This is a genomic window from Polyangium jinanense, assembly GCF_028435265.1.
Classification (GTDB): domain Bacteria; phylum Myxococcota_A; class Polyangia; order Polyangiales; family Polyangiaceae; genus Polyangium; species Polyangium jinanense.
This window is the reverse complement of sequence record NZ_JAGTJK010000045.1, coordinates 13,045-28,032: the sequence shown is the minus strand read 5'-3', so window position 1 is coordinate 28,032 and position 14,988 is coordinate 13,045. Positions and strand designations below refer to the sequence as shown.

Sequence of the window (14,988 nt, the reverse complement as noted above, 5' to 3'; positions counted from 1 at the left end):
GGGCGTTTCGCCCGGCGATCGGGGCTTCTCGCGGCGACCGCGCCGTGGTACGCCGGGCCATGCGGTCCTTCCTCGGTGCTTCCTCGATATGCCTCCTCGGCGCGCTCGGCTGCGGCGGCGGCGGCGAAACCCCCAAACCGACGATTTTCGACGTCACCGGCACGATCGTCGATCTCCACCTGACCGACGGTGGGGACGTGACGAACGTCCGTGATCCCGGGCAATTCGAGATTGCCGCGATCGTCCCCGGGGACGACGGCGCGCCGCGGGAGCTCATCGCCGAGGTGGCGGAGGACGGCACGTTCCGCATTCGTGACCTGCCCGAGGGGCCGTACGATCTGCGCTTCATCGAGCTCTTCGGCACGGGGACGCGGCCGCCGCGGTTCATCATGAACGCCCCGCGTACGATCGATCTCGGCCGCGTCTACGTGGGCCGTCCCGACGCCGAGCCGATCGGGGCGACGGACACGACGGCGCTCGAGCTCACGTTCGATGGATTGAATCCGTGGGGGGAAGGGTCGAGCATCGAGGTATTCTCCCTCGGCGCGGGCACGATCGGGACGCTCCCCCCGGTCGACGGCATGCAGCCCGCCATGGACACCACGCAGATCACCGATTTCCGCGTGGCCACCTCGGAGCTCGTCGTGCCGAACCTCGTCGCGGCCGAGGCGGGGGATCAGGCTTATTTCACGCAAATGGTCGGCATTGCCGGCGCCGGCGCGCCTTATCGCTCGGTGCGCAGGGCCTTCGGGCCGACCTCGTTCACGCTCGCCGACGGCACGGCCACGCCCGTCGAGGGCACGTTCGTGGCTGCACCTCCGAAAAAGCTCGCCGTCTCTTTTGACGATGCGGCCTTCCAGGCCCTCGCCGCGAGTGTGCATCCGGAAGCGACGATTGCAGGCAAGGACGTGCGCGTCGGCGTGGAGCCGGGCGGCGCGGGTCGAACGTCCGTCTCCCCCACGCCCGATTTGCTCTTGCTCTCCGCGCTCCCTGCGGCGCAGCCTCCTTCCGAGCTCGTGTACGGCAATCCCTTCCCCGCGGGCTGGTCCGAGATCGCCGCCGTCGAGGTCTCGTATGCCGTGACGCACGTCATGCCCACGGGAATCCCGAAGACCACGGCCGTCGCCATGGGCCGCACGGGTCCCGTCTCCTCGTTCTCCGGCGCGATTGCGCCGACGCTCGGCCCTCCGCTCGACATTCGCGTGAACGATCAGCCTGCGTATGGCGAGCTCCTCGGCATTGGCAAGACGCCCACGGTGACCTGGAGCGCGCCTTCGCTCGGCAAAGCCGCGGCGTACGTCATCACGCTGAGGCGGCTCGACCCCGGAGGACAACTCACGCGGACCATGGCTTCCTTCTCGACGACGGAGCCCGTGCTGCGGATTCCGGACGGCTTGCTCGACGTCGGATATTATTATTACCTCCGCATCGGCGTGCGGGAGGAGTTCGACAGCGCGGCGCCGCTCCGGGTCCAGGAGAGCCGCGTGTATGCCGAGGCGCTCACGGGCGTCCTCTCGCCCTGAGGCGCGCGCAGGTCCGCCATGGATGTCCCTACCTTTCAAGTTTCGTCCATTCAGGTCCTCGGCCTCGCCTGCTTCGGGCTCGTCCTCGGCCGCGGCATCCGGCGGGCCGTGCCCATCCTCGAACGGCTCAGCATTCCCGCGTCGATCCTCGGCGGCCTCGTCTATGCGATTGTCGGGCTTGCCTTGCGGGATCGCGTCTGCAATTTCAAGTTCGACCTCGCCTTGCGCGACATCCTCATGATCGCGTTTTTCACGACCGTGGGGATGACGGCGAGCCTCCGGCTGCTCGCGCTCGGCGGCAAGCGCGTCGCCATTTTCCTCGGCGCTGCGGTCCTCGGCTTGCTCGCGCAGATGGGCTGGGGCGCCGGGGCGGCGAAGGTGATGGGTTTGCCGCCGCTGCTCGGCGTCATTCCGGGCGCCGTATCGCTCACGGGCGGGCCCGCGACGGCGCTCGCGTTCGGCCCCGTTTTCGAGCAGGCGGGCGTCCCGGGCGCGACCGCGATTGGCCTCGCGTCGGCCGTCTTCGGGATCATCGTGAGTGGCCTGCTCGGCGGGTTCGTCGGCAGCTTCTTGATTCGACGCCACAGCTTGCGCTCGGGTGAGAGCGACGCCATGCCGGCGCCCGAGATCGACATCGACGCGGGGCCGTCCGAGAAACACGGCGATTACCTCGTGCACATCATCGTGCTCGGCGTGGCGATGGCGCTCGGTTCGCTGCTCTCCGCGCAGTTCGCGGCCTGGAAGCTCACGCTTCCGGCGTACATCGGCGCGATGATCGTGGCCGGCGTGGTGCGCAACCTCGACGATCGTCTGCAATTCGCGGGCATCGATCAAAAGAAGATGGAGGACATCGGCGCCGTCGCGCTCGAGCTCTTCATTGTGATGGCGCTGCTCACGCTGGAGCTCTGGCAGCTCCGGACGCTCGCGTTGCCGGTGCTGCTCATCCTGGTCGGCCAGGTGGTGCTCACGATCGGGCTCTGCTGGACGGCCATTTACTGGATGATGGGCCGGAGCTACACCTCGGCGGTCATGGCGGGCGGGTATTGCGGGTTCATGCTCGGCACGACGGCGAACTCGCTCGCCTGCATGAACGAGATCGTACGCAAATCGGGCCCGGCGCCGCAGGCGTTTTTCGCGGTGAGCATCGTGGGGGCCTTCCTCATCGATTTCATCAATGCGCTCCTCGTCACGCAGGCCTTGAACGTGCTCCGCTGAGCGCGCGCCGAATCCCATGACCACCGAACAGAGGACCATTCTCGTCACCGGCGGCGCCGGGTACATCGGCTCGCACGCGGCCCTCGCCCTCGCGGAGCGCGGCCACCGGCCCCTCGTGCTCGACAACCTGAGCAAAGGCCACCGCGAGCCGATCGAGCGAGCGCTCGGTGCGCCCGTCATCCAGGCCGATACGCGGGACCGCGCCGCGCTCGACGCGATCTTTTCGCGCGAACGGATCGACGCCGTCATGCATTTCGCGGCGTTCATCGAGGTCGGCGAGTCCGTCGCGAATCCGCTCGCGTATTACGAGAACAACGTTCACGGCACGGTCACCTTGCTCCAGGCCATGCAGGCGGCCGGCGTCTCGAAGTTCGTCTTCTCCTCGACGTGCGCGACGTACGGCGTGCCAGAGGTCATTCCGATTCCCGAGGATCACCCGCAGAACCCGCTGAACCCGTATGGCCGGTCCAAGCTCGTCGTGGAGAAAATCCTCGCGGAGTGCGAGACTGCGTGGGGCCTCAGGTCCGTGAGCTTTCGTTATTTCAATGCTGCCGGCGCGCATCCGAGCGGCCTCCTCGGCGAGGATCACGACCCCGAGACGCACCTGATTCCGCTCGTCCTTTCCGTGGCCCTCGGCAAACGTCCGTCGATCCGGATCTTCGGCGAAGATTACGACACGCCGGATGGAACGTGCCTCCGTGATTACATCCACGTATCGGATCTGGCGGACGCGCACGTCCTCGGGGTCGATTATCTTCTCGGCGGCGGGGCGAGCACGGTCGTGAATCTGGGCAATGGGCGTGGTTTTTCCGTGAAGGAGGTCATCGCGGCGGCGACACGCGTCACGGGCCGCGCGATCGCCGTGGAGAAGGCCGAGCGCAGGCCTGGGGATTCACCGGCGCTCGTCGGATCGAGCGAGCGCGCGCGCAAGCTGCTCGGCTGGTCCCCGCGGTTCCCGGATCTCGAAACGATCATCGCCCATGCATGGGCGTGGCATCAGAAGAAACACGGCTGACGTTTCGGCGTTTCCTAACCGGCTTCGGGCCGGAGCCCGAGCCCGCGCGCGATGTCCTGGAACGTCTCGACCGCGGGCGTGGGCGTGCGGCGTTTGTCGGGGCTATCGAAGTCGACACGGAAGAGGCCGAAGCGGGGCTCGTAGCCCTCGGCCCATTCGAAGTTGTCGAGGAGCGACCAGTGGAAATACCCCCGCACATCGACGCCCTCGCGCGCGGCGCGCACGAGCGCCTCGAAATGGGAGCGCAGGAACGAGGGGCGGACCTTGCCGCCCTTGTCCGCGATGCCGTTCTCCGTGACGTACACCGGCAAGCCGAGCGCGCCATACCGCTTGAGCACCTGGTAGAGGCCCTCCGGGTAGATGTCCCAGCCGAGGTCGCTGACGGGCCGATCGGCGGGGACGTATTGCTTGGAGAGCGAAGGATCCCTGAGGTCGGCCCGCACGTGGTCGCGGCCGTAGTAATTGATGCCCATGTAATCGAAGGAGCCGAGCAGGCCCGGGACCGCTTCGTCGATGTCGACGACGCCCGGGATACCGAGCTCGATGCGGCCCGTGAACGGCGCGGACGCGATGGCCGCGTTGAAGAAATGGTCCGTGAAGCCGGCGATCAGCCGATCGAGCGGAGAGCGCGTCGCCGGCTGGAAGATCCGGACGTGGTGCGCGACGCCGATCCGCGTGGCGTGCCCGTCGCCGTCCGCGTCTGTGGTATCCACCTCGCGGATCGCCTCGGTCATGCGCGCGTGGGCCTTGAGCATACGGGCCAGCACCTGCGCGGCGATTCGTGAATCCGTGAGCCCGGGAGGAAAGACCCCCTTCACGTACGACATCGTCGCGAGCACGTTGGGCTCGTTGATCGTGCACCAGAGATCGACCGCCGATCCGAGTTTTTTCGCGACCCTGCGCGAGAATGCCGCGAGGAGCTCGATCGTCCGATCCTTCATCCATCCGCCCTGCGTCGCGACCCAGCGTGGCAAGGTGAAATGGTGGAGCGTGACCATCGGCTCGATTCCGGCCGCGCGGAGGGCGAGCGCCCAGGCGAGGTATCGATCCGCGGCCTCCTCGTTCCAGGCGCCTTCCGTGGGCTCGAGGCGGCTCCATTCGACGCTGAATCGATACGCATTCGCGCCGAGCCGGCGTAGGAGGGTGATGTCCTCTTCGATGCGATTCCACGAATCACACGCGGCGCCCGAGACCGTGCGGTCCTTGACATGGGGCTCGCCGTCACGAAATGCTCCCCGCTCCCAGTCGGTCCAGTCGTTGTCGAGACCGCCCTCGATCTGGTGCGAGGCCGTGGCCGTGCCGAGCAAAAACCGCGCAGGCAAGGCCGAGCGCAGCGAGGAAAGCGCGTCCTCCGCGCCGAGGATGCACGGGGGCGGGTGCGGATCTTTCGTGAGCGCGGCGCGAGCGAGGCGGGCGAGCTTCATGAGGCCGGCGGCTTTATAAGCCGGCGGTCCGCGGACGGGAAGGTCCTTTGCAAGGGGCCCGTCGGCTCAGCCAGCCGAGCCGTTGCCTTTCGTGCTGCCGCCGCCGCCGCCCACGGAGGCTTTTCGGGGGCCCGTCTTGTCCTTGGAAGCCGTGCCCTTCGTAGTCGTCTTGCCAGCCGATTTCCCACCCTTCGCGCCTGCTGCGGTCTTGGTGGTTTTTTTGGTCGCCATGACGTCCCTCCTTCATTCACGAGCGGAGCGGAAATCCGGGAGACTGTCAAGAGCGACGGGGATGGGATTACGATTGATCACCCGTCGAGCTCGCGCGCGCCAGCCCCGCCGCGCGTGACGAGGAAACTGGGCTCGACGCCGAAGCGGCGCTGGTAGGCGTCACGGACCGCGGCCATGACCGCGTCGAGCGCGGATTCGTCGACGAGGGACACGGTCGAACCGCCGAACCCGCCGCCGGTCATGCGAGCGCCGTAAACGCCCGGCTGGGCGACGGCGAGGTCGACGAGCGCGTCGAGCTCCGGACAGCTCACCTCGTAGTCATGCTGCAAGGATCGGTGCGACGCGAGGAACGAGGCGCCGACGGCCGCGATGTCGCCGAGGCGGAGCGCGTCCGCGGCGGATTGCGTGCGGGCATTCTCGGTGACGACGTGACGCACGCGGCGGAGAATGGGCTCGGGGAGGAGCGAGGCGTGTTCCGCGAAGGCCGCTTCCGTGACGTCGCGGAGAGCGCGGATATCGGGCAGGGCGCTCTGGAGGAGCGCGACGCCGCGCTCGCATTCGGCGCGGCGCGTGTTGTACTCAGACGTGGCGAGGGCGTGTTTTTTGCGGGTATCGGTGACGAGGATCGCGACGGGGCCGCTGGGCAAGGGGACGGCCTCGGCCGCGAGCGACCGGCAATCGACGAGCAACGCCGATCCCGCGCGAGCGCACGCGGAGACGCGCTGGTCCATGATGCCGCACCGCGTGCCCACGAAGGTATGCTCGGCGGCTTGACCGGCGAGGGCGAGGGCCACGCGGTCGACCGTCGCGCCCGCAAGCGAGAGCAAGGCAAAACCGGTCCCGATTTCGAGCGCCGCCGACGACGAGAGACCTGCGCCCCACGGTACGTCGCCCGCGACGAGGAGATCCGCGCCGCGGATCCGCTGGATCCTCGCATCGACCATGTGCGCGACGCCTTCGATGTAATCGACCCACTGGCCGGAGTTTCCGGTCCCCGGCCGATCGAGGTCGATCTCGGCGGTCTGGTCGAGATCCTGGCTGTACACACGAATGCGGCGATCGTCGCGGGGCGCGGCGATGAGGGTGATGCCGAGCTCGAGGGCGACCGGCAGGACGAACCCGTCGTTGTAATCAGTATGCTCGCCGATGAGGTTGACGCGGCCGGGGGCGAAGAATGCCCGGGGCGCGGGAGTTCGGGCGCCAAAGCGGGCGTGGAACCTGGACCGGAGGTTGGCTGTGTCTCTCATGCGCGCGCCAGGCCCGAGTTGCGGCTCAGGTCTTCGATTTGTGCAAGTTGAAATCAGCGCCCACGACGAGGATCCAGGAGAAGGCGTATTGCCACATCGGGTCGATGAGATTCGTGCCGAGCTGCGCGATGGCAAAAGGCGACATGCGATCCGAGAGAAACTTCTTCGGCCATCGACCGAAGGCGACCGCATGCAGCGTGAGCTGCTCGAGGCCCGTGCCGAGCACGCGCTGATACCGACCACCCAAGCCGAGCATGAGCTCGCCGGGCTTGGGGACGGGGGCCGTGTACGCCACGAGAACCTCGTGCGCGTGGCTGAAATCCTGGAGCTTGCGCAGGGTGAACGTAAAATTGTCGTGATAAACGTCATCCGCACTCGCGCCCGGGGCGGTGTAGTAATTCCAGTCGCCGGTGAAATTGTATTGAAAGGCGATCGGCCCGACCTTACCTTGCAGGGTAGGGAGGACGCGGAGACGGAAGCCTCCGTGGTTGATGGCGGGGCGGAAATGGGCCGGGTTATCCATTCCCTCGCCGTCCTCCTGGTTGACCCAGTCGACGGCCGTCAGGCGGCCGCGCCGGATCTGCTCCGCGGCGAGGCGCTCGCGGCCGAGCGGGGTCATGACGCGCATGCCGCCGTTGAACGGCTCCTTGATGAAATAATCGAAGGCGCCCTGGACCTGGAGCCGGAAGAAGGCAATCGGCGTGATGTCGATGAAAGGCCCGACGGTGTTGTTGACGAAGCCGTACACGTCACGCACGCCGACCGTGACGTTCGTCGAATCCCACAGGACCCCTTTCTTTTGCACGAGCGGAATTTTGTATCCCAGCGTCGCGCCGATGGCCGAGCGGGTGTAGTGCATACCCCACGGGACGTAGAAGACCCCGAGGTCCAGCGATCGTGGGCGGCGCTCGTCGGGCGGTACGGGCGCTTCCGCGGGCTTCGCCTCCGCAGGTTTGTCCGGGGCAGGTTTGTCCAGGGCAGGTTTGTCCGAGGCCTCCGGCGCGTCGTCCTTTCGACGCGGCTCGTCGGCGTCGCCGGCGCGCACGGGCAGGGAGAGCGAGAGCAGGAGGAGCGCCGTGAGGCCGCGGAGGAGGGTTCGCATGACGTCGCGCCGTGCGGCCCCGCGCGAGGTGTTTTCGACTGCGCCGGGCTTGCTCGGAGGAGCATATCGGGAGTCGCACGGGGTGTATACATCCCGCGCGTCGCCCGGCGCGGGAGGTTCAGGGGTCGGCGCGGCGACAGGTGACGTCGACGATTTCGCGCGACCAGCCCACGGACGAGCTCGCCTGGATCCGGCGGAACTCGGCGACGGCGCGGACACGCGCGTCGTCTTCGTCGGCGGCCTCGATACGGAACGTGCCGCGGAAGGTGCGGGCCTCCTGGCCCGCGTGCTCGGCGAAGGTCGGCTCCTTGTACGATATGACGATCTCGTAGAGAGCGCCGCGTGGGGCGGGCGCGCTCTGGGAAGTGCGCTCGGCCCGCTCGCGCTCCAGCGTATCGGGGAGGACCCGCCGCGTGCTCGGGGCGTCGTCCATCACGTCGTTCGGCGTCGTCACGAGGAGCATCCTAGCAGAGGGGATGCGCTCGCCCCAAGAGGGTTTCGCGCGTGGTCCTTGACGCACAAGGGAGGCAGCGCGAAAAAATCTCGCTGGTCACGCGGACACGAAAGGCCGCGATCGAGATGAACCGTCACTTTCCCTGGAACCCCGCGGTGCTTGCCGCGTTTCTCGCCTCGCTCGGGATCGTTGGAAGTAGTTGCAGCTCCAAAGATCGTAGTGGGGAGAACGTCGGCGTCGCGCCGAGCGCATCCGCGACGTTGGCTGCGTCCGTGGCCCCGGTTGCGTCGAGCGGACCGCCGCGTTGCGCGGCGCGTTCCCCGCGGCGCTTCGAGCGTGCGGCGGCCGGCGGCGCGAGCTCGGCGGTGACGCTCGTGCGCGCAGGAGACAAGACGCTCGCGCTCGTCGCGGATCACGACGAGCGGGCGCTCCACGTGGTGGACACGGGCTCGATGCGACAGGTGTCCGTGACGCCGCTCGAAGGCCGGCCGGGGCACGTGGTCGCGCTCGAAGGAGGCCTCGTCGCCGTGGGCCTGCGCGATACGTCGCGCGTGCTTTTGCTCGAACCCGCCGACGAGGCGCTCGCAAAACCCTTCGAGGAGCGGTGCGCGGTGGACGTGGCGGCCGAGCCGTGGGCGTTCGCGGAGGAGGGCGGATCGCTGCTCGTGACGAGCGGGTTCGGCGGGACGCTCACGGTGCTCGCGACGGCCGATCTCGCGGTTTCGCGTGTGGTGCCGCTGCCCCGCGAGCCACGCGCGGTGATCGTGGCGAACGCAGGCGGGACGGCGTTCGTCACGCACGCCGTGGGGGGCGTCGTGTCGGTGGTGGACCTCAAAGACGCGGCGAAGGCGCCCGAGTCGATCTCGCTGCACGCGGGGCGGCGCGTGGGCGCGGATGGAACGTTCGACGACAAAACACCTCGCGCGGCCTCGCAAGGATATGCGCTCGCGCGCGTGGTCGGGATGCGCAGCGACGGGACGCGTGACGCGCTCCGGATCTTCGTGCCGCACACGAGCGTGGATCCAGGCGCGCCAGCCGTCGGGATGACGATCGGATACGGCGGGTCCGGCCAGGGGCCGCGGACGATGGCGCAGCTCGTGAGCGTGGTCGATCCGGGCACGAAGCGATCGATCACGAACCACGTGGCGGGCGTGTTCAACGCGGCGTTCGGGCAGGATTGCATCTTGCCGCGGAGCGCGGCAGCGGACGAGAATGGCCTGTTCGTCGCGTGCCTCGACATCGACGCAGTGATCGAGATGGATCCGTGGGTCGGGGATCCGAGCGTCGCGGAGCGGCGGCGGATCGCGCTGCCCGCGGGGCCGAGCTCGCTCGTGCTCTCCGACGAGGGAAAACGAGTCTTCGTCTGGTCGGAGATGGATCGGGCGCTCTCGCGTATCGAGCGCGAATCGTTCGGCGTGACGAGCGTGCCGCTCTGGCGTCGATCGAGCGTGACGCGGGACCCGAAGATCGAGCGAGGTCGGCGGCTGTTTCATACGACGCGGGACGCGCGGCTCGGCATGGGCCGCGGCTGCGCGAGCTGTCATCCGGAGGGGCGCGAGGACGGGTTCGCGTGGACGAGCCCCAACGGGCTCCGGCAAACACCGATGCTCGCGGGGCGCATCGCGGGCACGGGGCCTTATGGATGGTTCGGGGAGCACAGGGCGGTGCGCGACCACTTGAACGAGACGTTCACGCGGCTCGGCGGGACCGGACTCTCCCCGCATTCGGAGGAGGATTACGAGGCGCTGCTCGCGTACGTGTCGTCGCTGCCGCCGCCGCCGCAAACGAAGCCGAAGGAACCGGACCTCGCGGAGCGCGGGAAGCAGGTCTACGTGGCCTATGGCTGCAATGGCTGCCACAAGGACGGGGGCACGGACGGGAAGTCACACGACGTGGGCAGCGGGCAAAAAGGCGAGCGCCGCGCCGATTTCGATACGCCGTCGCTGCTCGGCGTGCGCGCGACCGCGCCGTATTACCACGATGGGCGATACTCGACGCTCGACGAGATGCTTTCGGCGAAGGATCAACGCATGTTCCCCGGCACGCTGAGCGGCGCGGACAAGAAGGCGCTGCTCGCCTACCTGGAGACGTTGTGATGGGGTTCGGAATGCGAAACGTGGCTTCGTTCGTGCTCGGGGCGGTGCTGCTTTCCACCCAGGGAAGGCCCGCGCGCGCGGCCGACGAGCCCGCGCCGCCGCCGGGCTGGGAGGCGCCTCCGCCACTCGCCACGAAGCCGGCGAAGGCCCCGAAGGCGGCCGCGTGTTGCCAGTACGATCCGATCTGTTGCTCCCGACAAACTTCGATCGATCAGGCGAGGATCCGCCGCGTCGTGCGGGTGCTCGAGGCGCGTGTCGCCGACCTGCCGAAGGAGGAGGTGCAGGAAGCGCCGAAGGACGGTCCAGGGATCGCGGGCGTGCGGCAGCTCCACATCGTGGACGGGAATGGCAGGGCCTTTCCGTGGCTCGACGGGCCCGTGGGCGAAATTCGCTTGATGCCACCGGGGCAATGCGGCGAGTTCAAGATCGGCAAGGAAGACTGGCCCTCGCCTTTCTATGCCGAGCCTGAGTTCCAGGGCATGGGCAGCGGGCGGGTGCTCGCGCGCTTCAAGGACAAACCGGCCGACAAGGGGCGCAGTCTGCTCACGGGGCTGCTTTCGTATCTGTCCTTCGATCGCGCAGACGGCGACGGGATCGTCGTGGAGCGCGTGGAAGGAATCCTCGAAGGGACGCCCGACCTCCACGTGACGCGCAGGGCGCGTGTCGTGGCCGCGCCGATCCTGCCGGGGCGCGTGAATGCATACCAGGACAAACAGGGGGACGAGACGCGGGTCGTGTTCGTCTTGCCGGAGGTGCTCCTCGGGTTCGAGGCGAAGGAGACGAAGGTCGCGGGCGGATTTTTGCTCCTGCGCGGCGAGACGACGGAGACGTTCACCACGTACACGATTCCGGTGGGGCCTGGGCGCAGCGGGGTCGGGACGTTCGTGATCATGAGCCGCTGGCTGCGGCGGTGGTTTCCCCCGAAAAACCAGGAAAAACTGCCGCCGGCGCAGCCGGGAGCCGTCGCGGTGAGCCAGACGTCGGTCGAGCCGGAGCCCCGCGCAAGGGTCTTTTTGTACGAGCCGGAGCCCGATATCTTCGAGTAGGTTCAGGCCCCGGATGCGAGCAGCGCGTCCAGCGCGCGATAACTTTCCTCGAGGCCCGTCGTCATGCCGGAGGAGAGCATTCCGTCACGCTCCTCGGTCGTGTGGAACAGCGACGTCGTCACGAGCCTGGTTCGGCCGTCGCCGAGATCCTCGAGCGTCATGGTTTCGATCACCACGTAGCCCGGCATCCCGTCCCATTCGAAGGTCTGCACGAGTCGCTCCGGCGGGGATACTTCGCGAAATCGCCCTTCGAACCCGTGGACGCCGTCGGGCGTATGCTCGACGAAGCGCCAATGCCCTCCACGCTCGACCTCCAAGCGCTCGATGACGAGCCGATTGCCGCGTCCCCACCATTGCGCGACGAGCTTCGGATCGGTCATCGCCTGCCAAACCCGCTCCCTCGGGGCGTTGAAGACGCGCTCCGTGCGGACCTCGCGGTCGCTCGGGGTCGTGACGGAAAGCGGATGGGGCCGTACTTGCGAGGTGCTCATCATTTCGTCTCCTTCGTGCGCTCCAAAAACTCTCCGAGCCGATCGAGCCGCGCTTCCAGCATCTGGCGGTAGGAGGCAATCCAGGCAGCCTCGTCCTCCAATCGGCGCGGGCCGAGCCGACAGGTCCTCACGCGCCCGCGCTTCTCCGTCGTCACCAGCTTGGCGTCTTCGAGCACGTGCACGTGCTTTTTCATGCCGGTCAGGGTCATGTCGAAGACACCGGCCAGCTCGCTGATGGACGCATCGCCACGCCCGAGCCGCTCGAGGATCCCCCGGCGGGTCGCGTCCGACAGGGCTCCGAACGTCGCGTCGAGTTGCGCCGAACACTGAACCATGTGGTTCACTGTACCCGTTCTGGCGGAGAGTGCAAGCAGATCGTGCGCACCTCTTCAGGGACCCCCTGCCTTGCGCAGATCGCGCAAGCAGGGTTCTCAGTTCGGGCAAGCTTGCACGAACCGGCCGCGCGCAGCCCCGCTTCGCTCCTGCGCGATAGCTCCAAACCAGGTCCTGGCACGCTCTCTGCAATCGGGCGCGCGCGTGACGAGCAGCGCCCCGACCGGTCGTACATCGGCGCCCGGGGTGGCGTCGTTCCTTGCCCCTTCGAGGAGAATCAATGAGCTTCACAAGATGGCCCTCGCATTCCGGCTTGCGCTGGACGTCGTGTTTCCTCCTTTCGTCGTCGCTCGCAGCCGGATGCTCGACAGCGCCAGAACCGCCCGGCCCCGAGACTGCCGAGGTCGATGTCCAGCGTTACGAGTTGAAGGGTGATTACGACTGGGTTCGCGGCCGCCTCGCCGCGACGGTCGATATCACCCTCTCACCCTTGCCCGAGGGGACGAGGACGATTTCGCTCGACAGCGCCGTGGCCGAGGTGAAAGCCGTGCGGCTCGCGGGCGGTGGAGCCCTGCCTTTCTCGGCGAATGCGAGCGCGGAGCAGCTCCAGGTGGATGTGTCCGCGGTACCCGGTCTCGGAACGGGTGCGGACATTACTCTCCAAGTCGATTACGAGGCCGCGCCGAGCGACTCCTTGGTCCCCGTGAGCGAGGATCGCAAGGGGGACCCCTTGAACGTGCGCGCGGTCTTCACGATGTCGGAGCCGGCCTTCGCGAGGCGCTGGATGCCTTGTCATGACACACCGTCGGACCGAGCGGTCTTCTCCATCTCCATGCGCATGGACGGCGCGGAGAAGATGATCGCCAACGGCGACCTCGTCTCCGACGAATCGGAAGGAGACGGAACGCACCGAATGAAGTACGAGACCACGTACACGCTGCCCACCTACCTGATGGCCTTCGCGATCAGCGATTTCGAGGTGGAGAGCACGATGAAGGGCGACCTGCCCGTCTCGATCTGGCACCGGCGCGGGCTTCAGGGGCATTACGAGGCGGTGCTCGGGGAGATGGTGGGCATGCTCGACCATTTCGAGGGGTTGCTCGGTCCCTATCCATTCGAGAAGTACGCGGTGGTGCACCTGCCGGCCTTGCCGGCCACCGGCATCGAGAACGCCAGCATTTCGTTCCATTACGAAGGCGCGGGCACGGAGCCGCTCGCCGCCGAGCTCTCGCTGACGGCGCACGAGCTCGCGCACCAGTGGGTCGGGGATCTCGTGACGCTCGAGAGCTGGGACGACCTCTGGATCAAGGAAGGAATGGCGACGCTCCTCGAGCCGGAGGGGCTTCGCGCGCACCTGGACAAGGACGGCCCGTTCACGCTGAACGGCAACGAGTTCTTCGCGACGGAAGGCGAAGCCATCCGCGACACGTCGCTGAAGATCGCGGAAAAATACAACACGGGGCCCTACACCCGCGCGGCGTGGCTCTTGACGCAAATACGAAGCCTCGTGGGCGAGGAGGCCTTCTGGGCGACGTGGCGCAACATCCTCGAAAAGCATCGCTTTGGGGCGATCGGGACGGATGACGTCCTCGAGGTATTCGCGGAGGCGTTCGGTCCGGAGGTCATGGCGCGAGTAAAACACGCGATCGATGCCAAGGGGCTTCCCACGCTGACGATGGCCCCTTTGCCCTCGGGAGGTGCCACCGTGACGCTGCACGACCCCGACGGGGCGCTGCTCGTTCCGTTCGATATCGGCTGGGTTGCGGAAGACGGCTCGATGCGGACGGAGACGCTCCCGATCGGAGAGGCTTTCGAGGTGGCACCGAAGAGCGGCGAGTTCCTCGTGCTGGATCCGAAAGACCACCACCTCACCTGGGATTCGTTCCTGGTGGACGAGGAATCCATGAATGCATACTACTCGACCGTTCTGCCCCTCCTCGTGCCCACGAGTCCGGCAGCGGAGGCCCGCTTTCTTGAAATTGGATCGGCAGCCCAGGATGAAGTGATTTTCACGTCGGCATCGTTGCCCGGTGCCACGCCAGAGGGGCTCGGGGCGTTCATCGCAGGGCTCGATTCGGAGTGGACCCAGGCCAATGCCCTGAGCACCGCTTGTTCGGTGGCCAGCGACCCGAGCCTCGACCCGGCGACCGCGGAGGCCTGGGCGGCCGCGCTGAACCAGACGCTCCCGGTCCCGCCGCCGCCGTTCGTGCTCGATTTGATCCAGGTCCAGGGCTATGGCGCGTGCAGCATGTTCGATCCGGTGACCGCCTTCGCGGACGACTGGACGAGCCTAGAGACAGGGCTCGCATCCGGCGAAGTCGATTATCTCCGGCTGAGCTTCCTGACCGCGTTCGACATCCCGGCGCCGCTCGCGATGTCGACGTGGGGACGCGTCGCAAAACAAGCGAACATGGCCCGGGCGCGCTGGCTCGCGACCATCGAGCTCAGGTCGTATCTGAGCGGGCTCGAGCCTGCGGACATCCCCACGTGGCGGGCATTCTTCGTCGAGATGCTGAGCACGACCGAGGACACCGATGTGCTCCAACAAGCCATCCGCGCGGTCGTCACGACGATGGGACCCACGGCGGCCGAGAATGCAGACGCATTGGCTGGCCTCGACGTGCTGCTTCACTCGCCGTGGACGCGGGTGGCACATTTGCGAGCCGTGTGCGCGGCGGTCAAGCTGACGGCGGGTGATGCGATGGCCTGGGATGCGTTCGCCGAGGGCGTGAAGGACGCCCCGCTCGCTCCGAACGCCGCTGCACGGCTCGCGGACCCCTCCCTCTGCCCCTGATGCGGGAAGGGCGCGAG

Annotated in this window: 13 protein-coding genes; 6 read left to right on the top strand and 7 right to left on the bottom strand. The window is 67.5% G+C overall.

The annotated features are described in order from the left end of the window. The first annotated feature begins 59 nt into the window (after positions 1-59). The 3 genes from KEG38_RS42665 to galE are packed head-to-tail and all read left to right on the top strand — an operon-like array spanning position 60 to position 3,753. Complete coding sequence (locus KEG38_RS42665; protein ID WP_272426483.1) at positions 60-1,523, top strand: hypothetical protein; 1,464 nt, start codon at positions 60-62, stop codon at positions 1,521-1,523. Positions 1,524-1,541: 18 nt separating this feature from the next. Next, positions 1,542-2,738, top strand: coding sequence for a sodium/glutamate symporter (locus KEG38_RS42660; RefSeq protein ID WP_272426482.1), 1,197 nt, complete (start codon positions 1,542-1,544; stop codon positions 2,736-2,738). Between the two features lie 16 nt (positions 2,739-2,754). Then, positions 2,755-3,753, top strand: coding sequence for a UDP-glucose 4-epimerase GalE (gene galE, locus KEG38_RS42655; protein WP_272426481.1), 999 nt, complete (start codon positions 2,755-2,757; stop codon positions 3,751-3,753). Positions 3,754-3,767: 14 nt separating this feature from the next. Here the strand turns inward: galE and KEG38_RS42650 are convergent, their stop codons facing one another. From KEG38_RS42650 to KEG38_RS42630, 5 genes are all read right to left on the bottom strand, one after another. Next, a complete protein-coding gene (locus tag KEG38_RS42650) occupies positions 3,768-5,177 on the bottom strand; it encodes a glycoside hydrolase family 1 protein (RefSeq protein WP_272426479.1) in 1,410 nt (469 codons plus the stop codon). A 66-nt stretch (positions 5,178-5,243) separates the two neighbouring features. Next, positions 5,244-5,408, bottom strand: coding sequence for a hypothetical protein (locus KEG38_RS42645; protein WP_272426478.1), 165 nt, complete (start codon positions 5,406-5,408; stop codon positions 5,244-5,246). 77 nt (positions 5,409-5,485) lie between these two features. Further along, positions 5,486-6,655, bottom strand: a complete 1,170-nt coding sequence (gene galK, locus KEG38_RS42640; RefSeq protein ID WP_272426476.1) for a galactokinase — start codon at positions 6,653-6,655, stop codon at positions 5,486-5,488. Positions 6,656-6,680: 25 nt separating this feature from the next. Continuing rightward, positions 6,681-7,757 carry a hypothetical protein gene (locus KEG38_RS42635; RefSeq protein WP_272426475.1) on the bottom strand — a complete coding sequence of 359 codons (1,077 nt, stop codon included), beginning with the start codon at positions 7,755-7,757 and terminating at the stop codon, positions 6,681-6,683. 118 nt (positions 7,758-7,875) lie between these two features. Next, positions 7,876-8,211, bottom strand: coding sequence for a hypothetical protein (locus KEG38_RS42630; protein WP_272426474.1), 336 nt, complete (start codon positions 8,209-8,211; stop codon positions 7,876-7,878). Between the two features lie 272 nt (positions 8,212-8,483). Here KEG38_RS42630 and KEG38_RS55815 point away from each other — a divergent pair, with 272 nt between their 5' ends. Together KEG38_RS55815 and KEG38_RS42620 are read left to right on the top strand one after the other, a co-directional pair. Continuing rightward, a complete protein-coding gene (locus KEG38_RS55815; RefSeq protein WP_272426473.1) occupies positions 8,484-10,307 on the top strand; it encodes a c-type cytochrome in 1,824 nt (607 codons plus the stop codon). Between the two features lie 11 nt (positions 10,308-10,318). Continuing rightward, on the top strand, positions 10,319-11,353 hold the full coding sequence (locus KEG38_RS42620; protein ID WP_272426472.1) for a hypothetical protein: 1,035 nt from the start codon (positions 10,319-10,321) through the stop codon (positions 11,351-11,353). Between the two features lie 2 nt (positions 11,354-11,355). On the opposite strand, the gene KEG38_RS42615 is transcribed toward KEG38_RS42620, so the two are convergent. Beyond that, complete coding sequence (locus tag KEG38_RS42615; protein WP_272426471.1) at positions 11,356-11,844, bottom strand: SRPBCC family protein; 489 nt, start codon at positions 11,842-11,844, stop codon at positions 11,356-11,358. Then, the gene (locus tag KEG38_RS42610; RefSeq protein WP_272426469.1) at positions 11,844-12,179 is read right to left on the bottom strand and encodes an ArsR/SmtB family transcription factor; all 336 of its coding nucleotides are present in this window, start codon (positions 12,177-12,179) and stop codon (positions 11,844-11,846) included. Before KEG38_RS42610 ends, KEG38_RS42615 begins: the two co-directional genes overlap by 1 nt. 278 nt (positions 12,180-12,457) lie before the next feature. On the opposite strand from KEG38_RS42610, the gene KEG38_RS42605 reads away from it, so the two are divergent. Beyond that, complete coding sequence (locus KEG38_RS42605; RefSeq protein WP_272426467.1) at positions 12,458-14,971, top strand: M1 family metallopeptidase; 2,514 nt, start codon at positions 12,458-12,460, stop codon at positions 14,969-14,971. The last annotated feature ends 17 nt before the right edge of the window (positions 14,972-14,988 follow it).